General features: G+C 57.6%; 22 protein-coding genes. 1 reads left to right on the forward strand and 21 read right to left on the reverse strand.

From position 1 onward, the window contains the following. Window positions 1-81 precede the first annotated feature (81 nt). From NKH21_RS30300 to NKH21_RS30310, 3 genes are all read right to left on the reverse strand, one after another. Complete coding sequence (locus NKH21_RS30300) at window positions 82-531, reverse strand: Ros/MucR family transcriptional regulator (RefSeq protein WP_352869489.1); 450 nt, start codon at window positions 529-531, stop codon at window positions 82-84. A gap of 58 nt (window positions 532-589) precedes the next feature. Beyond that, a complete protein-coding gene (locus NKH21_RS30305; protein ID WP_352869491.1) occupies window positions 590-979 on the reverse strand; it encodes a GIY-YIG nuclease family protein in 390 nt (129 codons plus the stop codon). Window positions 980-1,222: 243 nt separating this feature from the next. Then, window positions 1,223-2,236 (reverse strand): hypothetical protein, encoded by a 1,014-nt coding sequence (locus NKH21_RS30310; protein ID WP_352869493.1) that lies wholly within the window; start codon window positions 2,234-2,236, stop codon window positions 1,223-1,225. A gap of 481 nt (window positions 2,237-2,717) precedes the next feature. On the opposite strand from NKH21_RS30310, the gene NKH21_RS30315 reads away from it, so the two are divergent. Next, window positions 2,718-2,984 (forward strand): helix-turn-helix domain-containing protein, encoded by a 267-nt coding sequence (locus tag NKH21_RS30315; protein ID WP_352869495.1) that lies wholly within the window; start codon window positions 2,718-2,720, stop codon window positions 2,982-2,984. Window positions 2,985-3,028: 44 nt separating this feature from the next. Here the strand turns inward: NKH21_RS30315 and NKH21_RS30320 are convergent, their stop codons facing one another. The 18 genes from NKH21_RS30320 to NKH21_RS30405 form a co-directional block, all read right to left on the reverse strand. After that, complete coding sequence (locus tag NKH21_RS30320; protein WP_352869497.1) at window positions 3,029-3,391, reverse strand: DUF3768 domain-containing protein; 363 nt, start codon at window positions 3,389-3,391, stop codon at window positions 3,029-3,031. A gap of 75 nt (window positions 3,392-3,466) precedes the next feature. Next, on the reverse strand, window positions 3,467-4,075 hold the full coding sequence (locus tag NKH21_RS30325; RefSeq protein WP_352869499.1) for a hypothetical protein: 609 nt from the start codon (window positions 4,073-4,075) through the stop codon (window positions 3,467-3,469). A 500-nt stretch (window positions 4,076-4,575) separates the two neighbouring features. Further along, on the reverse strand, window positions 4,576-5,361 hold the full coding sequence (locus NKH21_RS30330; RefSeq protein ID WP_352869501.1) for a hypothetical protein: 786 nt from the start codon (window positions 5,359-5,361) through the stop codon (window positions 4,576-4,578). A gap of 167 nt (window positions 5,362-5,528) precedes the next feature. Beyond that, a complete protein-coding gene (locus NKH21_RS30335) occupies window positions 5,529-7,649 on the reverse strand; it encodes a phage/plasmid primase, P4 family (RefSeq protein ID WP_352869503.1) in 2,121 nt (706 codons plus the stop codon). A gap of 964 nt (window positions 7,650-8,613) precedes the next feature. Then, window positions 8,614-9,765, reverse strand: a complete 1,152-nt coding sequence (locus tag NKH21_RS30340; protein ID WP_352869505.1) for an MFS transporter — start codon at window positions 9,763-9,765, stop codon at window positions 8,614-8,616. After that, window positions 9,762-11,105, reverse strand: a complete 1,344-nt coding sequence (locus NKH21_RS30345; protein WP_352869507.1) for an HdeD family acid-resistance protein — start codon at window positions 11,103-11,105, stop codon at window positions 9,762-9,764. The genes NKH21_RS30340 and NKH21_RS30345 overlap by 4 nt, the downstream gene beginning before the upstream one ends. 214 nt (window positions 11,106-11,319) lie before the next feature. After that, entirely contained in the window at window positions 11,320-11,691 is a 372-nt protein-coding gene (locus tag NKH21_RS30350) for a DUF4087 domain-containing protein (protein WP_352869509.1), read from the reverse strand. 89 nt (window positions 11,692-11,780) lie between these two features. Then, complete coding sequence (locus NKH21_RS30355) at window positions 11,781-12,278, reverse strand: hypothetical protein (RefSeq protein WP_352869511.1); 498 nt, start codon at window positions 12,276-12,278, stop codon at window positions 11,781-11,783. A gap of 91 nt (window positions 12,279-12,369) precedes the next feature. Beyond that, window positions 12,370-14,247 (reverse strand): M60 family metallopeptidase, encoded by a 1,878-nt coding sequence (locus NKH21_RS30360; RefSeq protein ID WP_352869513.1) that lies wholly within the window; start codon window positions 14,245-14,247, stop codon window positions 12,370-12,372. A 15-nt stretch (window positions 14,248-14,262) separates the two neighbouring features. Beyond that, window positions 14,263-14,679 carry a lysozyme inhibitor LprI family protein gene (locus tag NKH21_RS30365; RefSeq protein ID WP_352869515.1) on the reverse strand — a complete coding sequence of 139 codons (417 nt, stop codon included), beginning with the start codon at window positions 14,677-14,679 and terminating at the stop codon, window positions 14,263-14,265. Window positions 14,680-14,696: 17 nt separating this feature from the next. After that, window positions 14,697-17,006 carry a lysozyme inhibitor LprI family protein gene (locus tag NKH21_RS30370; protein WP_352869517.1) on the reverse strand — a complete coding sequence of 770 codons (2,310 nt, stop codon included), beginning with the start codon at window positions 17,004-17,006 and terminating at the stop codon, window positions 14,697-14,699. Window positions 17,007-17,045: 39 nt separating this feature from the next. Beyond that, complete coding sequence (locus NKH21_RS30375; RefSeq protein WP_352869519.1) at window positions 17,046-17,771, reverse strand: hypothetical protein; 726 nt, start codon at window positions 17,769-17,771, stop codon at window positions 17,046-17,048. After that, complete coding sequence (locus NKH21_RS30380) at window positions 17,734-18,027, reverse strand: hypothetical protein (protein WP_352869521.1); 294 nt, start codon at window positions 18,025-18,027, stop codon at window positions 17,734-17,736. The genes NKH21_RS30375 and NKH21_RS30380 overlap by 38 nt, the downstream gene beginning before the upstream one ends. 206 nt (window positions 18,028-18,233) lie before the next feature. Then, window positions 18,234-18,752, reverse strand: a complete 519-nt coding sequence (locus tag NKH21_RS30385; protein ID WP_352517663.1) for a hypothetical protein — start codon at window positions 18,750-18,752, stop codon at window positions 18,234-18,236. A gap of 61 nt (window positions 18,753-18,813) precedes the next feature. After that, window positions 18,814-19,248 (reverse strand): hypothetical protein, encoded by a 435-nt coding sequence (locus NKH21_RS30390; RefSeq protein ID WP_352869523.1) that lies wholly within the window; start codon window positions 19,246-19,248, stop codon window positions 18,814-18,816. A 36-nt stretch (window positions 19,249-19,284) separates the two neighbouring features. Beyond that, complete coding sequence (locus NKH21_RS30395; RefSeq protein WP_352869525.1) at window positions 19,285-19,692, reverse strand: hypothetical protein; 408 nt, start codon at window positions 19,690-19,692, stop codon at window positions 19,285-19,287. Between the two features lie 51 nt (window positions 19,693-19,743). After that, entirely contained in the window at window positions 19,744-20,091 is a 348-nt protein-coding gene (locus NKH21_RS30400; RefSeq protein ID WP_352869527.1) for an EF-hand domain-containing protein, read from the reverse strand. A gap of 23 nt (window positions 20,092-20,114) precedes the next feature. Beyond that, window positions 20,115-20,360 carry a YMGG-like glycine zipper-containing protein gene (locus NKH21_RS30405; protein WP_292658193.1) on the reverse strand — a complete coding sequence of 82 codons (246 nt, stop codon included), beginning with the start codon at window positions 20,358-20,360 and terminating at the stop codon, window positions 20,115-20,117. Window positions 20,361-20,432 lie beyond the last annotated feature (72 nt).

Genomic DNA, 20,432 nt, shown 5'->3' on the forward strand with positions numbered 1-20,432 from the left:
GCGCCCGTCGCTTCACCGGCCCAGCAGGGCACAACCCACGCCGGAAACGAACTCAAAACTGGATAGAAACTGGGGGCAACGTCACTTCGCCACCGATGCCTTCTTTGGCGCGGTTTTGGTGGGCGTTGCTTTGCGGCCGAGGCCAATGGATTTAGCAAGGACGGACCGCTGAGCCGCGTAGCTCGGCGCGACCATAGGATAGTCCTTCGCCAGACCCCACTTGGCCCGGTATTGGTCAGGTGTCATCCCCAACAGGCCCAGATGGCGCTTCATAGATTTGAATTTGCGCCCGTTCTCTAAACTCACGATGTGGTCTGGGAATATCGACTTCTTAGGATTTACCGCTGGCGTGAGCGATGGCGGCGGCTCCTCGACCGGCTGGACCAGTCCTGACAACGCAGAATTTACGCTGGCGATCAAATCAGGGAGCGCAGTCGCTGGCATAGCGTTATTCTGAACATAAGCGGCGACAATGTCCGCAGTAAGTTCCAACAAATATGCGCTTGTGGTTGCTTCACCCTCGTTTGCCATCTTTAGATCCCCTCTTGCTTTTATCCGTTCCTTATCAGGAAACACAGAGCGCGCAAACTTATCTGGCGCTACGCATGTTCCACGGGAGGGCGTATTTCTTGATCAGACCCAACTCTAGCCCAGCACTGCCATGAACCGGAAGGCCGTTCCACTCCATATCGGGCGGGAAGGCAGCGTAGACATCTACTTTAGGACGCGTCGCCAACTCAGAGATCATCGTTGCATTGATGCGAAGGCTTGTCCGCTGCGAAACCCCGGGACGGCCATAAAAGTAGAGCCGCTTGGCCAGCCCCATAGTCGCAACGCCGACGTACAGAACGATGTCATCCATTGCAAAAGCATATACACCCACCGCCTTTGGCAGGTCCCGATCGATGACCAATCGCTGGTCCGGCGAAAGGATCCAGCTTCCGACATGCTCAAAGCCGCCAGCGACCAGCATCTCCACATAAGCGGCCCTTTATCAGGCTTCGCCGTAGTCGCATTGGCGGGCGCGCTTGGCTATCCTTTTCGCCAATGCCTGCGCCCCGAAGTACTCCATAGGCAAATTGATATCGTATGCCAAGGGTCCGAGCGATCTCGGCCGTGGTCATGCCTGACCTAGCCAATTCGCGAATCTTTTCGGATTTGCTCATGCCGCCAAAGCTACCAGTGGCCGCTGATTTGGTCGATGACGCTGCGGACCGTGCTGCTAGTTGAAATTGGCCTTCGGAATTCGTTCGATCGTCAGTGTGGGGCTGTTGCTCATCAGTCCGTTGGAGGACGCCGTGAAGCGCTCAGAAGTCGCCTGCTTAACGCCCACATACTCGATGTGCTCGAATTGGTAGGCACCGTCTCCTCGAGTCTGCGAGCTTCCCGCCATGCCATCTTCGAGGCCGTAGGCATCGATCACTTGCTGTGCGAAATCTTGTATGGACATCCCACCGGCAATGTCGAAGTAGCACTGATAGAGGTCCAGACGATCTGCTTGTCCGTCGCGGAACATGACCTTACCGCACTGCTGTTCCCCCCTCACAATGAAGAGCGTGCCGCTCGCAGCTCGAATTATATTAGGACCACCGTCGGTGCGGCCCCCCAATATCTTCGGTGCGGGCAGCTCGTTTTGGAGGACGAACGTTCGATCCAACGATTGAGCTAACTGAGCTTCGGTCATTCCAAGCTGAATGCCGCGAAACGAAGACATGTTGCCGCGCGGCTGTTCGCTTCCATCAGCGTTGGGCGTACCGTCCGCTTCAGCAATTCTTGCCGGGCACAAGGCTTTGAAATTGCCGATCGCCACATCGTAGTCCGACCAATGCTCCTCTGATGTGTCACCGTCCTGCGGCTCGAGGTTATATGGGTAGTCACCATCCCCGGCCGGGCCTTTGAATGTGAACCGGCGACCCCAGACATTGGTGAACTCGCCGGTTTCACAATTGGCGGAAATGCGGGGCTGGACCTTCACTTCAGAAAGCACCCGATCGATGCATTTCTGGCTGTCAGTCTGCTCATCTTCGACGCAGTAGCTCTTTGCGTTCTCCCGCGTGAATTGGAGAGCTAGTTCGGCCTTGCCTGTATTGATGCCCGATCGTCCCGTGATGGTCACGTTTATTCCGGCCCGCGATCCGTAAGACAGGAGGTCGTCTTCTCCGGCTGCCGCAAAGAGAGCTCCTAGCAGCAGGAAGAAGGCCACGGTTGCGACGGATCCTCCTTTTAGGCTGTTCATTTGTGCCGCTCCGGTTCGGCTGGCCGCCCTATTGCCTTCGGACTCCGAGCGCTTCGCCACGCGAAGAAGGCCATGGTGGCTAGGATTAGGTCGGCTATCGCCCAAACTGTCATGTCAGGGAATGAACTCGCGGCCAGAAATGCGAGCAGGCTGCCAACCACGAACACGATCGCCGAGACGATCGGCAGGCCGAAAGCAAACGCTCCGCCCACGAAAAAGAGCAGGCCAACGAACACGCCGACCGATCCTGCCCCGGCTAGGTCTTGGTTCGAGGCCAAGCTTCCGCCGGTTGCTACCGCACAAGACTGCAGCAGCACGATCAAGCCGAGCAGAATGCCGATAATTCCAACTGCGATTTTCACTTCAATCCCCCCGAGGATTTGTGACCCATCGATTGCTCGGACATGAGCAACTCCCCGACTAAATAGGGGACTGTCAGTCCGTCGATTGTCAAGCCGTTTGTGTTGCCTTCTTGCCCACGATGAACGTGCGCAAGATCATTGGCTGGAATCTCCGCAAGCTCCGCGTCGAGCAGGGTCTGTCGCAAGAGCGGCTGGCTTTGGCGGCCGAGGTCGATCGGTCTTACGTCGGCCGAGTTGAGCGAGGTTCGGAGAACGTCACGCTTGATACGCTGGATGCTCTCGCAAGGGTTCTTGGTGTGCCCGCCGCGGCGCTTTTGACCGAGCCTCCCAAAGGAGCTCGACAACCATCCCCGCTTTCGTCCGGCAGAAAGTCGAAGGCACCATAGACGGGCGAGCGGATGTGCCCTCATGCCCTGTGCAGTGAGGACCATCAGTACTCCTCCGACAACATGACCGTCATGATCCGGGTGGTGACGGCTGGATCGGCAGGATCTGGCGACAGGTTGACCAGAGCGCGATCGTAGTAGTCGATTTTCCAGAACAGCTGTCGGTCGCCGACGTGAAGGAGGGCGCAGTCGTGTTCGCCCCATGGATCGTTGTTTCCATCGAAAGCGTCGAAACTGGCCACAGCCAGTAGAATTGTAGCGATCTCGTGGGCGGGCAGCGCGGCGATACCGGCGGTCATCACCATGCGCCCGCCAAATCCGGTCCGGCGGAGCTGGTCATTGAGGGTTCGAATGCGCGTCTTTTGATCAGCCGCCGCCCGGTCGACGCGCTCTTTTGAGCAAGTCATGGGTCAGTTCCTTTGATTGGATGTCTGATTGAGGGGTGGCGGGCCGGGACGAACCCGGCCCGTTTGCAAGGCCGCTTATTTCTTCGCCAACTGGCGGGGGTGAATCAGGCCAAGTTGGTAGTAACTGCGGTCGATCTGCGGGGCTTCCGGGTAATCCCTGAACTTCAGGGTGTAGATGCCTTTGGCTTTCGCCTTCATAATCCGGGCTTCGAAATATCCCTCGTCGGGACCCTCCGATGCCAGGACCATATCACCGACTGCCAGCTTTGCCCAAAGGTCGCTACCATCACCGCCAGCGGAGCCGTCGCCCCCGCTGTGGCCCACCACGGCCTCAGGCGAGCCCGCTGAAGCGTTTTCAGGGGTGTCGGCGGCCTTATTATCATCGCCCGGCCCGCCGTCGCGCTCGTCAGCGACCCCCGCAAGGGCCACGATGCGCTCGTAGAGCTCCGCCTTGGTAAAGGGCACGAACGCCTTGCCACTGTCGAACAACTTGCCAGCCGGAAGGCGCATGACGATCTCCGCGGCTTCGCCCGGTTCGATGCGATGTGAATGCATTCCCATCCGCTTCGCTGCCCCTTCCGCCGCCTCGACATCGGGCAGCAGGAAGACCGAGGCATGAGGTTTACGGGCATCATCCCGGCCAAAGACGATCAGCGAGGGGGTGGTTTCGGAGGCCACGCTCATTGGCCTGCCTCCAGATATGACAAAGGGGCCAGATGGCCCCTTGCGGTGTGGTGTGTTGGCTGCCGACATGGCATGTCGGGTCGATCTGTCAAAGGCATGTTAGTGCGCTCCTGTTAGGGTCTGGCCCAAGCCCGTCGAATGACGCAGCTGGCCACAATCCAGTTTACAGGAATATTTTCCTAAAGTCAATGTCCCCGCTTTGGGAGCTATCGCTCGGCTTCGCGCTTCTCGGTACCGCCGCCGTGACCAAACGGTCTGTACCCCTCAAGAATCCGGGAATCCGCGTGAGATTTGCTAATCGATACACGTAAAGGGGGGAAAATGCCCAGTCCTGATGTCGGGACGGTGGATCGTCGGAAATTACTTTGCATCCTCTCAAAGACTCAGATCGGCTACGGAATAAATCTCAAGCGGCCGTTCCGGATGTTTGGCTACGAGGATATTTGCGAGTGGATGTACCGTGCTTGTTGAGGCGGGCTGATTATCGGTAGAGAGGAAGATCATACCGTTTCGGCAGCCGAGGCGACTGCCTCGGTCACATCGCGAGCACCTTCCTCGTCCCAGACCCTATCATCCAAGATGAACCGCCAGCTATTGGTGTGCTCTACGCGCTTTGCACGGCGCACCACGACCGCATGCGGGATGACGATAGCCTTCGTGACCCGATAGCTTTCATCGAATAGGACCGCGGCCAGGAAATCAAACGCGTTGTCAGGTAGCCGTCGGATCGCGCTCAATTGACGCGAGGCATTCCTCGGCGTCACTCGACGGCTCTTGATTTGGTATCGTATGCCAGCGGCATCTGTAGCATCGTGACCAGTAGACGAGTTGTTTCCCAGCGACCAGCCAAATGCTGTTGCAAATAGAAGCTCGGCGTAATCCCCGAGGGGCGCGTTGGAGGTGCGGACGATCTCCCGATCCCGTAGCTCTTCCATGATCTGGCTATGCAAGATCAGCAGTTCAGTGACGCCTGCCGTTCGAATGATTTCTGGTCGGCCCGGCAGGGATGCCTGCTCGACAATCTCAGAAATAAGCACGCCTGTTTCGTACTCTCCGGCAGGTACTATTCGGCGCAACATATTCCCGATGATCATCCGTTGTTGGCCGGGGTTTAGGTGCGAATATCGGGTTTGTCGGTCGATCCCATAGCGCCTAGCTACCCCGTATAACTGGCCTAGATCCAACTGCCCATCCGGCCCTCTTACCTGCGGCTCGAGCCAGAGATTGAAGGGACCGGTGGCTGTCTTCTTCAGCCAAGCGTCACGCTGCTCAGGTGAAATCTTCATTCGGCATCCCTACGGTCCGTCCGGACGTATCGGTCCGGTTGTGGTCGGTGCAAACCGCCACTTTCTCTCCCGGGGAATTGTGGGTGACGAAAGTGACGGGTTTTCCCTATTAATGTGAAAGTAAAGTACGCTTTAGTATAGCTTGTCAGCTTAACCCGTCACTTTCGTCACCGACCATTACCGGGGGCAACCCAGTGGCCGCGCGGGGGGCGAGCAACGGGACGGTCACCTTTCAGACTGAGGCCTACGGCAGCGTCTCCGCTGTTGGTATGCTTGAAATCGATGCCAAGACTTTGAAGGCTTTTCTTGAAGCTCGGCCGCTGTTGAGTGAACGTGAAGCCCATCTCCTTCGACCAAGATTGAAAGGCGGAATAAAGCATCTCGGTCGAGCACTGCCCAGATCTGACGCACTTTTCCTCGATGAATCCTGGCACCGGATTTGCCGACAGGATCCATGCATTGGTTGCGCGGACAACGTCGGCCGGTTTTCGGAATTTAAGCCCTCGCTGTTGAATGCGCGTCCAGCCTTCGAGGGCTTTGTTGAGAATGCCGGACATCTCGGTAGCCCAGATGGTCTTGAACAGATCCCTGTCGATTTCCTTTTCGGTAAAAGTTTGGTCAAAAGGCACGACCACAAGGCGACGGCGCATACCCTCACTAAGGTCTGCAAGCGACGGCGGGTTATTGCACAACAGCATCGGCACCGTGCGCACAATGAAATTGAACTGCTCTCCGAATTTGCGCTCGGCGGAAATCAGCTTCGCTTCGCTGATCCTTTTCAAATCGCCGTCGGGAAGCCGTGTCCCCACCTTCACATCGTCGTCAACGAAAAGCAGCTTGCCGAGCAGGTTGCTGGTCGAGAACTGGTTTTGGTTTAGATCCTGCACCCGCATCGCGGCAACGAGCTCCTGGCCGAGCAGCCGAATCAATGTGTCGACCAACGTGGTCTTGCCGTTGCGACCTGCTCCTCGACATATCACGATGATCGGGATAGGCCGCTCAGGCTGAATTACATAGCCCGCGAATTCGTGCCAGAAGGCCGCCATCGCAGCGGGGTTGGAAGACTTACCGAAAATTTCCGAAAGGGCCTTATCGAACAGAGGACATGTAGCACCGGGTAGGTATTCTACATCAAGGCAGTTCCGCAAGAATGATGACGGCGAGTGGGCGCGGAGCTCGGGCGTCCCGTCAGGACCCAGCCAAAGCTCACCGTTCTTGCAGTTAACAACCATTGGCGGCGTGGACTTAAACCGGAGCTTGTCCTCGTCGGTTGACACGTCTGCCTTCAAAAGACTCTCTACTTGACCGATAAGCGAGGCGGTGTTGTTTTTTTGCGCCTGCAGAGTCTTGACTGCTTTCAGCGCCTGACCCTGGATAGTCTTGCCCGATATGGGTGCCCAGACTCTGCCGCCGTACGCCCAGAACTTGCCGTCAGCAGCATAGATGAGATGATCACCACCGGCATAGTGGGCATCTAAAACCGCTTGCGCGATAGCTTCGGCCGCGTCCTTGCCGGGGTTCGATATGGAATACTGACCTACGCTGCGAACAATCTTTTCAACCTCTGCCTCGCTCACCGGTGGAGTGCATTTGCCCGTATTCACCACCTTCAACGCGGCAAGAAGGGCGGCCTCATCGATCCCAGTGTTGCGCAGGTTGCCCGCGACGCTGGTCAGATAGGTGTTGCGAGAACCTTCCGTGACAGGAGAGTTCGGGGTTGCCTCGTTCAGCACCGGCCTATCGCCCGTTTGGCCGGTCATTAGCGTCAGCAGCCACAGCGGAAGTGGCGCAGGCTTGACCCGATTAAAGTGTCGGCCTTTTTTGTACCGATAGACGCGGCCGCTCGGGTGAATGCTGCCCGGTCCGACCGTGTAGTTACCTTCTGCACGGATATCCAGACCCTTGCCGAGATGCCCGACTCGGCCGGAGATTGGTGCGCCTGTGTGGCGAAAATAGTAATGGCGTCCCGTTCCCGTAGTCACGGTCGTCGTTGGCGGAAGGGCCTCGTGGTTCCCTATCAGGGCGCTTAGGGACGCGCGCCCTTCCTTGCCATCGACGTCCAACACGACGAGACCGGATTTGAGGCCTGTAACGATCCCAATGTTCGCTTGAGGGTTGGCCACGAGAAATGCCCTAGCCTCGGCAACCGTATTGATTGATTTGCGCGAGCTGAAGCCAGCGGTAGGTTCCTTTCCTCGGGGGACAAGCGGCACGATGGACGCGCCTGCTTCGATCCAATGTCGCGCACACGAGCGTCGAAGAGTCGCTGGATTGAGCTTAGCGGGCATACCGGATATCCTTTTTGATGATGCACGGTGACAAGCGCTCGTCATGGCAGCCCGACAAAGGCACTGAACAGGGGTGACCAGCGAACAAGTCACAGTCGCCGGGAAGGATTGGCGCAACCTTCCAGCCCGCGACCCGAATGCCGACGAAATGCCAGGACAGTCGGTAGAGGCGTGCTCGCGGGGTCATGGCCGCAGGCTCACACGGTATTCAAAAGTCGACGCGAATAAGCGGCAACCTACCGAGTTCGAATGGTCTTTCTGTGGATGGAATGGAATCGACACTGCGCAACTTCCTTGTTGGCTCAAGGAAGGGCAGACGCCTGTCGATGCTGCGGTCGCGCACGAACAATAGCTCCTGGCCCCGCCTCGCGGGTTTCTGTTTTTTCAGAATCCAGGTCGCTGTCTTGCGTTGAGCGAATTTGCTCAAGAAAGGCGTTCAAGACGCCTTCGCGTGAACCCGGTAGCAGGAGTTGTTCAAAGTGCTCGAATACACTGCCTGAGCAGCGCGGAAGCTTGTTATAATGTTTCGCGTCATGAGTAAAGTGTTCGAGACGTACTGAATGCGCATCGAGGCAGGTCACATCGTGGTCTCGACTTTTGCACCACATCGGTGCTACACAGGCCACGCAAATTGGCTAGCCTTGCGATTGATTTTGTTATCTTTTTTCCGCAATCTGCCCATTCCTCTTCTGGGCACCAAATTCCCGTTTCGAACTTTTTGATAGGGTTCGGAAACCCAAGAAAAAGCCCGGTTTTGCCGGGCTTTTTCTTGGCCGGATGTCCTAGGCTGTACGCGTCGACAGCGCACCAGGATTTTCGCTCGAGAGCCGGCGACGACAACGATCCCCTCCTTTTCAGCCGCGAGCTCGGCAGCTGCCTTTTTTGGAAAGCATGACGTTATCGTCGAAGCTCATGTCGGCTGGGCCGTTGCCGGCACCCGCCAACAACACAGATGCCGCAATCGTCATACCACCCTGCCTCGTTTCCATATCACCTTCCGCGAGCCGGCAAACAACGTGAATCCGCCACAGGTGATCGCAGCGAAGACGGGCAGACCATGCGGTGAACTTTCCATCGCCATGCCGGCGATGAGCGGCCCCAGGAGCGCGCCGATACCCCAGGCGATGGAGAGCAACGCATAGATGCTGAGCAATTCTGCGTCCTTGTAAGCCTCGCCGAGCATGGCGACCGTAGTCGTATAGATGCCGACGAAGGCACCTCCCCACAGGAAAAGCAGGGAATAGGCAACCCACGGGTGCAAGAAGGCCAAGGGCCATGCAAACGCCCCAAGCGTCGATATGGCCGCAAGGGCAATCAGCAGCCACCGGCGGTCCATTCGGTCACCGAGCCAGCCGATGGGCAATTGCAGCAGGATCGAGCCGATAAGGAGCACGGTTAACAGGAGCGTCGCTGAATGCTCCGGCCATCCAAGGCGGATGGCATAGAGCGGCAATAGGCTGAGACCGGCCGCTTCCAATGCGGCGTTCAAGACTGAGGAAGCAACCGCCACTGGCGCTAGTTTGAGGTACCGAAACGGATTGCCGATATCCTCGCGCGCTGGCTTGGCTGCATCGGGCCTACCTACGATCAGGACCACGCAAGCGACAAGTGCTATTGCAGCGCCGACAACGAAAGCAAGAGACTCCTCACGTCCGACCAGGACCAGGATGGCAGGGCCAATTGCGGTGCCACAGGAAAGAGCGGTCATATAGATTGCTATCATTCGTCCCCGGTTTCTCTCAACGGCAAGCTGGTTGAGCCACGTTTCGGAAACGACAAACAGCGTCTCTGACGCCGCTACGAGAGCCGCACGCAAGGGAAACCAGACCCAAAGAAACGGTGCCAAGGGAAAAAAGACGAACAACCCGCCCGATGCTATTAGAGCTCCCTTCGCCAGCCGCACAAATCCAAGCTGCTGTGCAAGGCGGGGCAGGTAGGGGGCCGCCAGAAGTACACCGATGGCGTAGATGGCACTGTTCGCCCCAATAAGGCTTTCGGAATAGCCCGCTTCCGCCAGCTCAAGTGCAATCAGCGGTGCGCTGAGGCCATAGGTCAGCCCGAAGATTGCGGCGGTCAGGATGACGACCGCTGACGTGCGCACAAGCCCGCTCATCATGCAGGCGCCCCGTCGCGCTCGGCCACATGGGCGAGCTTGCGGCCAGTGCTGAACGCGTCGGAGAGCTTGCTTCTCCAGCGCCGGTCGCTGTGCTCAACAACGCTGCGCAGGAGGCGCGTATAGTCCAGAACGAGCCCAGGGGTCCACGTCAAGGCCTCAGCCCGGCCGCGCACGAGCCGCAACAACCAGAATTGCGGGTTGCTGATGATCTTGAAGAGATCCCGCCAAACATGGCCGTTGTACGATGCGCCCTCCAGAGCCGCATCGAGTGCCTGGATAACGGTTGTCGAGCAGTTGCGGGCCGTGAGATTGTAGGTCTTGTCCTGAGAATATGCTTCCCAGAATATCCTCAGGGCTTGCGGATTGAACCTGTGGAACGTCACCTTCTGGTCCGGCTCACACCAGTCGGCCGATTCCTGTGCAAGGGACTCGTTGAACCGCCCAGCTACATCATTCTCATGTCCCGCCGAGAGAATGGCCCGGAAGTCGTCAGCGCTGTGGTCGATGTCGTCGAACGGATAGTGGCTGATGTAAAGGTCCGGTGGCATTTCCAGCGCGGAATGGCCCGTTGAGATCACGCCTTTCTTGTCGACTGCCGCGACATACCGGTCGATTAGAATCCTGCGCTCCGGGTCCTTTATCGAACCAACAGCCGTCCAGACATAGACATTGAGGACCTCGTCCGCCTTGGCCCAGACATCGCCGTTTGCGGGAATGACCGGGCGGGCCACGCGACCCTGCCAGTTTCGGGCCGCATAAAGCGGCAGGGAGGTGATCGAGCCGCCTTCCGGCAATTGCCGTAATGGCAGGGCCATCCGCACAAGTGCATAGCCGGATGTCAGCAGAAGGAGCGCAAAGCAAAATGGAACTGTCAGCTGGTGCGGGACCGGCCAGGACATCAAGATGCCAATGGCCAGGCTGATCTCGATCAGGCCGGCGATAATCCCCACCCGCCAGCGTGGGTTGTGGATCACCAAAGCAGAGCCGATCCGAAAGAGCCCGTCAACCAGGAAGGCAGTGCCGAACACGATTGCCGCGCCGATATTGTTGTCCCAGGGGACGTCGAAGACCAGAAACGCCGCGAACAGAAATGCGATGCCACGCAGCGTATCAATCCAATGCTGGCGAAGCCCGACGGATATGGCCGCGGCAATCTCGACCAGTCCCTCGACTACCAGGAATACGGCGAGCGTATCCAGCGCGACGGAGAGCGCGCCATCGCTCAGATCGAACAGGATGGCAACCCCGACAAGCATCCAGATGACGCCTGCCGCAGTCAGGAGCTGCCAGATGGGTTTCAGCGCACGCGCCCCAAGAAAAAGAAAAACCAGCCGGATCATGATGCTTTTCGGTAACTTGTGGCGCTACGGCGCCATCTGGTTGACGTTTCCGAATATTGGCCGCGGCTTCCTCCGCGGTCCCGTTTTCGATCGGTTCCACAAGCTGAACCCATCAGATGTTTAATTACGGAAGCATCGCCGGTCCGTCCCTTCGATCCAGAAGCGATTGGAGGAGAGGCGCCGTTTCCTGACTGTCGCCGGTTCCTGGTCATGCCTATCCGTCCGGGTTAGGCAGCGATCTGTCGTTGCGACAGCGCACGAGCGGAAGGATTTCGCCCGAGATTATTCTGGTGATCTTTTGCTGCTTGGCGTTGGTTTCGACGGTCATGCACGCACATCCGTAGCCGTGACCCGAACCAGGCACATTGGTCTCGACGAATTGTCGCTCGTCAAAGGCCGGCACATTGTCGATGCCTTTGGGATCCGGCCGTCCCTGCATCTGGATCCACCAATCCCCGTCACTGTCGGCCAGGACGAGGTTGCCGAGTGTCGGGCTGGAGTACCAGCCACAACGACGCTCGGCATGGGCGGCAGCAGGCAAGGACATGATGGTCAGGCCGAAACACATAGCGAACAATGGGCGCATGAGAATCTTTACCTCCCTTGAGCAAAGCAGGTCATGCCGCCGATAATCTGCGTTGGCGCCGGTAGCGAGGCGGCATGATTTTGTAAGCCTTATGGCCTCAACTTCGTGTCCACATTTTCTTCGATCAATCCGCAATGAAGCGTCACGGGCTTCCTTTGGACATCGCTTAGTGGACCGTCGATGAAATCGCAGCTGAGCAGATTGTCCGGACTGCTCTTGCGCGCCGACGCAACGTTGACGTTGACCTCGGGAGGGCCGGCAAGCCAGTCGAGACGCTTCGTGTCGACCTTTGTGCCGCTGATGTGAGCGTGGCCCGCTGTGCCCGCTATCTCGACCTCTTCGTCCTGCGGCGTGAGATCGATCTGGCCGACTTCGTTGGCGTGCTTCCCGGCGCTCCGCTTCGGGTCACCGTAATAGGAGGCGAGCACAACGATCCCTTCCTTTTTAGCGGCGAGCTTGGCGGCTGCTTTTTTGGACAGGGTGACGTTGACGTCGAAGCCAAGGTCGCCCTGCGCTGTCGCCGGCACAGCACATGCCAACAGCGCAGATGCAATCGTTACTGCGGGCAGTGATCTATAGCGTTTCACAATCCACCTCCTTTAGCCCCTCACGCAATGCCGATACCCCGCATCCTTTCGTGCCTGGCTCCGGCATCGCGCTCGCCGCCGGCTTCATCATTCAGTTTCCTCGTGATGCAACATTCAGAGCAACGCGCGACAGTTGAGGATCTGCTGGAGGCAGATTCAAACGCTTCAATCTGTCGGCGGTTTCCTGCTCGATGTGCACCCCCCAATCGGAAAAGAACCGGGTCAGGTCCTGATTTGCGACCGTGCTGGCACGCAGGATGAAGGTTTGTACCTTGACCGTATCCTGCTCATTGGCATCATCCAGTGGATGCTCGCGGTAATGTCGGTGAAGCTTCGGATAGAAGTCCTCGCCGAGACCCCGGCGCAATTGATCGAACATGACCAGCCGCGCCCAAAGCTCATCGTCGTCATCCGCGTTGACACGCATCTGTTTTTCATTGTCGAAATCGCGCGTCTTCCGCGCCAGATATCGCGCCGCCAGATCCAGCGGCGTCTTGCCGGTAGAGTCGTCGCGCTCTTTCAGGCGGGACGGATGGCCAAAATGTGCTTGGGCGTTGAGCGAATAGATATTGACCGTGGTCTCTACGATCTCGCCCCAGGTCCAATCTTGCTGCTGGTACATATGGCCGGTTTCATGCCAGATCGACCACGCTTGCCGCAGCTTCTTCACGTCCAGCAAATCACCCATGTTGCTGCCGGGGACACCCATAAAATAGTTGCCTGCGTACATGTATACGCCGTCGTCGAAGACCTTCGCCGGTGTCACCGTGTCCTGCTGATAGTGCATGCGCAAACGGGACGGCCGATGAAGTTTGGAGGAACCGTCGAGGCCGGATAGCGCATCGTACCAGCCTAGAATTTGCTCGAGTGTGTCGAGAATTTCCGCAGGGTCGTCCTGAGGCGCCCTCATATAGACTTTGCGGGTCGCGGTAATGGCAACACGCTCGCTTATCATCTCGACGAATGGCGCACCGGGCATGTCGGTGAGCATTTTACGCCAGTCTTCGAAGCTTGTTTTTCCCTTGACGTAGAGGGGGATCGAACTGCCGCCGCGCACGATGGCCACGTCGATCGGAGGCAGAGCCGCACTGAAGCCGCTGTCGACGTAGCGGAAATAGATCAGCCCGTCGCGCTTCGCCGTGAAGTCGGTGCGCCCTTCCCTGGCAATGACCAATTGCGGGTCATCCTGGGGTCTTTCGTCATAGAAGCTGTTCATCGGGCCGATCATGATCATCAAGCCGTCCGGGGAACGCGGCAGGCCTTCGGCCGTAACCGATACTGCCTCTCCCTTTTTCACGAACACACCGCTTGGCTGATCGTCCATCAGCTTCGTGCGTCTCAGCCTATTGGCCTCGGGTGTGGCTGCAGGCATTGGGGCGAGGCGATAGCGTTTGTTCAGATTGTCGAATTCCGACACCGCTGCCGACGCCGCTGCCGGTTGGTCGCCATTGCCGGCCGGATAAAGCAACCACTGGGCATTATCGTCCAGGCTGGCGTCATAGACGATGATCCGAGCGTTGTCCGCACGTTCATTGGCCCTGACGTTGAGCGTCGTGCCGCTGTCATTCAGCTCGACGCCATAGCTGTTCAGATGCGGCTTGAAGCGCCACCCTCCGGCGGGCTGTTCATTCTCGAGGACGACACTCGTGTCCCCGTTTTCGTCTTCGTCGCCGCCGGCAAGATACGTCCCGTATCGTAGAGACCGGATCTGATAGGTTGCGCCGTTCGTTTCCCCGGTCGCCCTGGTGATGGTCCACAGCTGCGCGGGACCATCCTTGGGTTTGCGAGCGGACTGACCAAGCACGACCTCGCCACGCCCGTCTTCAAAGGCGGTGAGCGCTTTGTAGGAATGCTTCGCGACGATGTAATAGTCCCCTTCGGGGATCTCAGCGGCACTTGCGACCGTAACAATTGCCGCCAGCAACAGCCCAGCTATCAAGTGCACTGCAGATACGATGAAGGTCTTCATCCCGGCACCGAGGTGTCAATTCGCGGCCGGAACGGGACAACTCATCGGATCGCCCTGCTTGCCGCATTTCAGGTAATCCTCGAAGGCTTTGACCCGGGATTGCGCCAGGCTGTCCATGCACTGCGCGGTGAGCATCGGCATTACGCTTCCTCCGGCAGCTCCTGAAGTCTGGAAACTGCACTCGGCGTCGCGAAATTTGTCCCAATCCCGTTGAGCTTGGACAAGAAGCTTCCTGGTATCCCCATCGTCCTTCAGGCGGGCTTCGATCTGCTTGTAAAGCTCATTGAGCTTCTTGTCGGATTTCTTGAACGCCGCATCGGCGCACGCATTCAGCGAGGCCTGATCCTTGGCGGCGTCGTAGCACTTGTCCTGGGCAAAGGCGAAAGTCGGCATGGCCAGAACCACGGCAGCAGTCAGAATTGCGGTTTTCATCGATTTCCCTTTCCCGATTATCTGGTTTTCATTGGATCAGCTTTGCCACCTTCGGCGACCATGACGCTGCCGAGCGTTCCTAAGCCGGTCAGCCTGCCGCCTTCCTTGACCGTGACTTTGCCGGAGGCCTCCCCGTCAACGACAAGCAATCCCGAGACGGAAATGTCACCGGTCAAAGAGCCGGTCACGCGCAACTGCGCCCCTGACACGACTTCCGTCACGCCGGAATAGTTGTTCTTGCCGCTCAGCGTCAGCTTGCCGCCGGCGACAACGAGGCCGCCGCTCATGCCGCCGGCGTCATCAAAGTCCGCTATGGTTCCATCAAATTGCGCGTTGGCTTCTGTCAGGATCAGTCTGCCCGCACCCAGATAGACATTGCCTTTACCGCTAAGGTTGCGAATGGCCGTATCGTTCATGGAGTGCGCCACTCCCCAGGGCTTCAGGTGGTTTCCTTTCTGATCGATGTTGAGCACACCGTCGACCATGACGCGCGAGGAATGCTCAATGCTGCCCGGCCCGGCCAGAGTAAGATACCCATCGGCCGCGATATGGGTTGTGCCGGTGTAGGTATTGGCCCCGGTCATGCGCACGTCGGCGTCCTTCTCGATCGTGAAGTCGCCGGCGCCGGAGATGATGCCGGCCAGTCCGAGCCATCCTTTGCTTCCAGCAGCGCTGGTCGCGCGATTCAGCTGCACTTGATCCTCGGCAGCCGCGTCTGTCGTGAAGTTAGCAGCGCTGACAAAATAGGGTGAATATGCGGTCGTTCTGTTTTCCAGATCATACATTACGGAGTTGGACTGAAAGAAGGGTATGCCGACAGTAACTCCATTGCCGTCACCCTCATTGCTTTGGCGATCGATAACGATGTCGCTGTATTCATTGTTGTTGAAACTATCTTCAAATCCCAAAAACTTAAAATTGCTTATAGTTGAATTATATTCATTAAGCTCGAATCCTCTCGATCGAAGCTTAGTTAAAACTTCTTCTGAGGTAATGGAGACAAAGGTCGACGTTCCTGTATCCAATAAAACAGGCCCACTGAAATCAACCGATTGCTTCTTTCCTTTATGATCAAAAGAAATTGTATAACGGTAAGACCCTTCTAACTCATTGGATGCGTTCGCGCCTGATCGTGGAAATTTCCTCTGAGCGTCTTTGTAGTCCAGCTTGCCCCACGGGGTCAGGGCCGTGAACTGAGACCTCAGACTGGGGGACAAATTCAGCGTTAGGCAGGGAACGCAGCCCGGTGTGGTCTTCTTTTTTCCAAGATTTGCATTGGCGGAGACCACATAGCCGCTTTGGGTTTGACTGCCGGGGGCAGTGGTCTGGTCTCCTGCAAAGATAAAATCGCCAGCTCCAAAGATGCCGTAAAACGTCGTCGAACCACCGGGTTCGCCTTTCTGCATGCTCTCGCGAGCATTAAGATCCGCATAGACCGGCGTATCGCCATGGTAGCCCACGGGCTTTTGCGTCAATTTCAAATCCTCGAGGTCGCCGAAACCCTTGGTGTAGACGTAATCCACCACCCGAGCAGCGCCAAAGCCGCCATCGAGGGTTACGACAGGCTTTGAGGGATCATCCGGATCGTAATAGGACAGGCTGTCGAAACGGACCTGTTGTACCCAATCGCCATAGGTGCCGTCTCCATAGGGATACATTTCAGGCTTGCTGCCGGGCACCGGCTTTATGCCGGGGACACTCGAATCGATCTCCGCGTTGAACTCATCCGACCCGGTGTCGAATTCGTACAGACGAGGCTTGGCACCATTGATGCCCACCACGATCCCGAGTTTGTGATAGATGACTTCATCACTGTCGGTTCCGTAGTCCCTGACATGTTGCAATGGAACGGGTATCGGGTCGGCAGCCTGGGCAAGGCCGGTCTGGCCGTTCTCATCGGCCACGGCAGGTACGGCAGGTGGTGTGTTCGCTGCCGGAACGGGGCAGCTCGGATCGCCTTCCTGGCATTTCAGGTAGCCCTCGAAGTCTTTGACACGGGATTGCGTCAGGCTGTCCATGCACTGGGCGATGAGCATTGGCACCACGCTTCCTCCAGCCGCTCCCGCGGTCTGGAAACCGCACTCGGCGTCGCGAAATTTGACCCAATCGCGCTGTGCCTGAACAAGAAGCGTCCTGGTATCCGCATCGTCCTTCAGGCGGGCTTCGATCTGCTGGTAAAGCTCGTTCAGCTTGTCGTCGGATTTCCTGGACGCGGCATCGGCGCACGCGTTCGGGGCGGCCTGATCCTTGGCGGCGCACTTGTCCTGGGCAAATGCTAAACCCGGCATGGCCAGAACCATGGCAGCGGTCAGCATCGCGGGTTTCATCGATTGTCCTCCGTTTAGAGTTACCGGCACGGTCGGCCGCTAGTTGGCATCGTCATCGTCCGATCCGTCAGCGTCGTCGGTACTGCCATCCGACGCATCGTCATTCGTGCTATCGTCGTCGGTGTCGGTGCTGTCTTGATCATCATCACCGGCCGTTGAGTCTTCATCGTCGTTCTGATCGGTCGAATCGTCCTGATCATCGGAATTATTGTCGTCGGTATTGTCATCCGAGCTATCGTCGTCGGTGTTGTTGTCGTCATCACCATCATCGTCATTCTGATCGCTCGAATCGTCCTGATCATTGGAACTGTCGTCGTCGGTGCTGTCGTCCGAGCTATCGCCATCGGTGTCCGCGTTGTTATCGTCGGAATCGTCATCAGCATCGGGAGGAGTTACGTCTGGACTGCTGTTGCCGGGCTGCGAGTCGTCTTCGCGATAGCTCGTGTCGTTGAGACTTGTCTCCATCTCGTCGTCGTACTGATCGACGATCTGCGTCCACTCCTCATGGTTATCGACGCTCGTCCATTGCGAGATATTGTTGACCGAGATGCTGGTATTGAAGTTGTTGACGGTGATGTCGGTATTGACCTCGACGACATCTGCGGCTTCTGTTCCGCGGTTCACGCCAAACAGAAAACTGGTAGCGCTCACGGCAAGAGCGGCCCAAACGAGTCGGTCGACATCGATCGGCGTCGAAATCGGTTGATGCCGCACTGTGGCAAGCACGTCACCCGGTCCGGATGCCTTGCCGCGCGGCAACGCCATGGGGTGCAACGGCCAAGACATACACCCCGCGAAGCTTGGGCGGGATCTGGTAGCGGTGCCGAGAGGCGTGGTTGATGGGTATCAAAACCGCGTTAAGAGCCCGGGAAACATAGGGTTTCGGCAGATCATACTTGCTTGCATAGGCAATATTGATCGTGTGCGGGACGGCAACGCTGACGACAGCCACCATTTTCACTGAAGTTGCCAACGCACGGGCGAACTGCACGATCAGTCTGGATTTTCGAAGAGCGAGCATTTTTCTACATCCTTCCGCAGGCGCCGGTGGCTAGAACAAGACGTCGAGCTTGGGTTGAAGCCGTTCTCGTGGAACTGGCCCCGATAGGAGACGCCCAAGGCTGCGGTCTCAGTCATGTCGAGATCGAGGCCCCGCTTTTCTGATCGTCGTGAAGGGCTGAACCCTGTTGCGGGAAATGAACACCGGCCTTCCTTCCTCTATCGACATCAGTCGTTAATGGCGGTGATCCTGATCGTCTGCTGTTCGCAGGCTTGGTTGCTGCAAATGCCGCTGAACCAGATTTCTCCATCGCCGATGGAAACGCCCTGCCAGTTCGCAAAAAGCGTCGCGTAGGTTTGCTTGGTCACAGCACCCTTCACCTTCGGGGTGATAATCTGGTCGTAATCGGTCAAGAACTGCTTCTGATCCTTGATCTTCAGGGCCTTTCCCTTGATGCGGGCCTGGAACGGATAGGCGACCAATGCGGCAACGGTCGCCTTGTCATCGGAACCGACCGCTTTTTTCAACTTGTCGAAGAAGGTCTGGTACGGAGCATGACTTCCGAACAGCGTGTCCAGGTTGCCGTTCACCTCCGCAGCCGATTGCGCGGACGCTGATCCGGTGCTGATTGCTGAGATCATACCCAACGCAAAGAGAAAAGCGTGTCTTCTGGCCATTGTTCGAATCTCCTCTATGTGTGAACCCTTGACGGTCATGCAGTCCTTGATCAGTTTCTGCTGATCCATGCCTTTTCGATGCCATTTGCTATGCCGGCGCCACCGCGCCGATCGCCAGCGATCATCACCGTCATTCCGTAACTTCGTCGGCAAAACACTTTGCCAGGTCTTGCGGCGCTCCGAGTTTCTTTGCCCAGGATACGAGTTCAGGCTTTTCCGATGGGTCGGCATAGCCGCCCCATACGTCGCGAAACTGCTTCTTTCCGTTGACTGTCTGGAAGAACATCACGCCGTCATCGCTCACCGGCGTGGAGACGTAGGCGGCACTCCAACTGCCGCTCTCCATGATCGTGATGAACTTCGCCTGAGCGGGCTTGAACTTTTTGTCCAACGCCGAGACGACGAGAGGGGCATACTCCTGCTTGCGCGCCTTCGTCACTTCGACCTTTACACCGTCACAGGCGCTATTCGCGGCGAAAGCGGACGTCAGCGTCATTCCCAGCCCCGCAAGGCCGACCATGACGATTTTGGCAGGCCGACGGATGAGACCGTTCAATTCAGACATGAGTGGCTATCCTCTTCCTTGTTCGTTGCAGGGCCATCAATCGGAATCGTCATCGCCCGACGAACTATCGTCGTCCGATGACCTGTCATCTTCTGGCGCATCGACCTCGCAGCCGATGCCGCGGCAGCCTTGGTAGTTGCCTTGGGTATCGAAGTTGGGATTGCCTTCCTTGTCGTACTGCGGTCTGTCGTCGATGCTTTGATCCCCGTCATCAGGATCGTCGACTTTACATCCGAGCCCATGGCAACCGATGTAACGGCCCCTGGTATCGAAGTTGGGATTGCCGTTCCTGTCGAACTGCGGCCGGTCGTCTACCTTCCGGCTCCCCTTATGGGACCGATCAACCAGGCAACCCCTTCCCCGGCAACCATCGTAGTCGTCGGTGGTACAACCGGAGATCGCCATCAAAGCAGTGGCCAGGGTCGCATAGATTACGAATTTCATGGTTCATTCCTCCGACTGCCTGGCGGCTGGGGGATCGTTCGTATCCGAAAACTATTGCAGGCGGCGGTCCCCGCTCTTATCGGCCGCCGCGAAGTCCTTCATCACCCGGTTCATGAATTCGTCCCGACTGACACGGCCGTTCCCGTTCGCATCGGTTGCTGCGAACTGATCGGCGTTCAGGACGTCGGCGGTTTCGGCTTGGCTGAGAGCGCCGTTATTATCGGCGTCCAGCTTTTCGAAGGCCCTGGTCATGAAGGCCTGATACTCCTGTCGGTTCACCGCGCCGTTGTCATCGGTATCAAGTTGGTCTTGGTGACCCTCGTACATGGACTGCTGTGCCGTGGCCGCGCCGGCGCAAAGCAGGAGCACGGAAGCTGTGGTCGCGATTATGGATTTCATTGTCTTGTCCCTTTCTTCTCGTCTCAGCCGCAGGCAAGACGATTGCCGAGGTAGCCACCACCGCCGATGCCAATCGCGGAACCGATCACACGTCCGGTTCCACCACCAATGGTGCTGCCGATCAGGCCGCCCACGATCGCGCCACCGACAGTACCGGCGATGCAGCCGAACTCGCTGTTGCGCGCCTGAACTTCCGGGTTGGATGACGACTGGCACGCCGTAAGCGCGAAAGTGCCCGCGAGCACGATTGCCAAGGTTGATTTCCTCATCGCTCTTTCCTGATCTGATTGCTGATTGGTGCCATCCGCGGAGGACAGAGCTTCGCCGGCCTCGAAAGAGCC

Source organism: Mesorhizobium sp. M1329, from assembly GCF_040318035.1.
GTDB lineage: Bacteria > Pseudomonadota > Alphaproteobacteria > Rhizobiales > Rhizobiaceae > Mesorhizobium.

Bases quoted from the DNA above. Each gene is read 5' to 3' on its own strand.
- NKH21_RS30325 (WP_352869499.1), bottom strand. From the start codon at position 4,075: ATGAGCGTGGCCTCCGAAACCACCCCCTCGCTGATCGTCTTTGGCCGG.
- NKH21_RS30395 (WP_352869525.1), bottom strand. From the start codon at position 19,692: ATGAAATTCGTAATCTATGCGACCCTGGCCACTGCTTTGATGGCGATC.
- NKH21_RS30370 (WP_352869517.1), bottom strand. From the start codon at position 17,006: ATGAAACCCGCGATGCTGACCGCTGCCATGGTTCTGGCCATGCCGGGT.
- NKH21_RS30390 (WP_352869523.1), bottom strand. From the start codon at position 19,248: ATGTCTGAATTGAACGGTCTCATCCGTCGGCCTGCCAAAATCGTCATG.
- NKH21_RS30345 (WP_352869507.1), bottom strand. From the start codon at position 11,105: ATGATCCGGCTGGTTTTTCTTTTTCTTGGGGCGCGTGCGCTGAAACCC.
- NKH21_RS30400 (WP_352869527.1), bottom strand. From the start codon at position 20,091: ATGAAATCCATAATCGCGACCACAGCTTCCGTGCTCCTGCTTTGCGCC.
- NKH21_RS30375 (WP_352869519.1), bottom strand. From the start codon at position 17,771: ATGGCGTTGCCGCGCGGCAAGGCATCCGGACCGGGTGACGTGCTTGCC.
- NKH21_RS30405 (WP_292658193.1), bottom strand. From the start codon at position 20,360: ATGAGGAAATCAACCTTGGCAATCGTGCTCGCGGGCACTTTCGCGCTT.
- NKH21_RS30380 (WP_352869521.1), bottom strand. From the start codon at position 18,027: ATGCTCGCTCTTCGAAAATCCAGACTGATCGTGCAGTTCGCCCGTGCG.
- NKH21_RS30320 (WP_352869497.1), bottom strand. From the start codon at position 3,391: ATGACTTGCTCAAAAGAGCGCGTCGACCGGGCGGCGGCTGATCAAAAG.
- NKH21_RS30365 (WP_352869515.1), bottom strand. From the start codon at position 14,679: ATGAAAACCGCAATTCTGACTGCTGCCGTGGTTCTGGCCATGCCGACT.
- NKH21_RS30315 (WP_352869495.1), top strand. From the start codon at position 2,718: ATGAACGTGCGCAAGATCATTGGCTGGAATCTCCGCAAGCTCCGCGTC.
- NKH21_RS30310 (WP_352869493.1), bottom strand. From the start codon at position 2,236: ATGAACAGCCTAAAAGGAGGATCCGTCGCAACCGTGGCCTTCTTCCTG.
- NKH21_RS30385 (WP_352517663.1), bottom strand. From the start codon at position 18,752: ATGGATCAGCAGAAACTGATCAAGGACTGCATGACCGTCAAGGGTTCA.
- NKH21_RS30300 (WP_352869489.1), bottom strand. From the start codon at position 531: ATGGCAAACGAGGGTGAAGCAACCACAAGCGCATATTTGTTGGAACTT.
- NKH21_RS30335 (WP_352869503.1), bottom strand. From the start codon at position 7,649: ATGCCCGCTAAGCTCAATCCAGCGACTCTTCGACGCTCGTGTGCGCGA.
- NKH21_RS30350 (WP_352869509.1), bottom strand. From the start codon at position 11,691: ATGCGCCCATTGTTCGCTATGTGTTTCGGCCTGACCATCATGTCCTTG.
- NKH21_RS30330 (WP_352869501.1), bottom strand. From the start codon at position 5,361: ATGAAGATTTCACCTGAGCAGCGTGACGCTTGGCTGAAGAAGACAGCC.
- NKH21_RS30360 (WP_352869513.1), bottom strand. From the start codon at position 14,247: ATGAAGACCTTCATCGTATCTGCAGTGCACTTGATAGCTGGGCTGTTG.
- NKH21_RS30340 (WP_352869505.1), bottom strand. From the start codon at position 9,765: ATGATGAGCGGGCTTGTGCGCACGTCAGCGGTCGTCATCCTGACCGCC.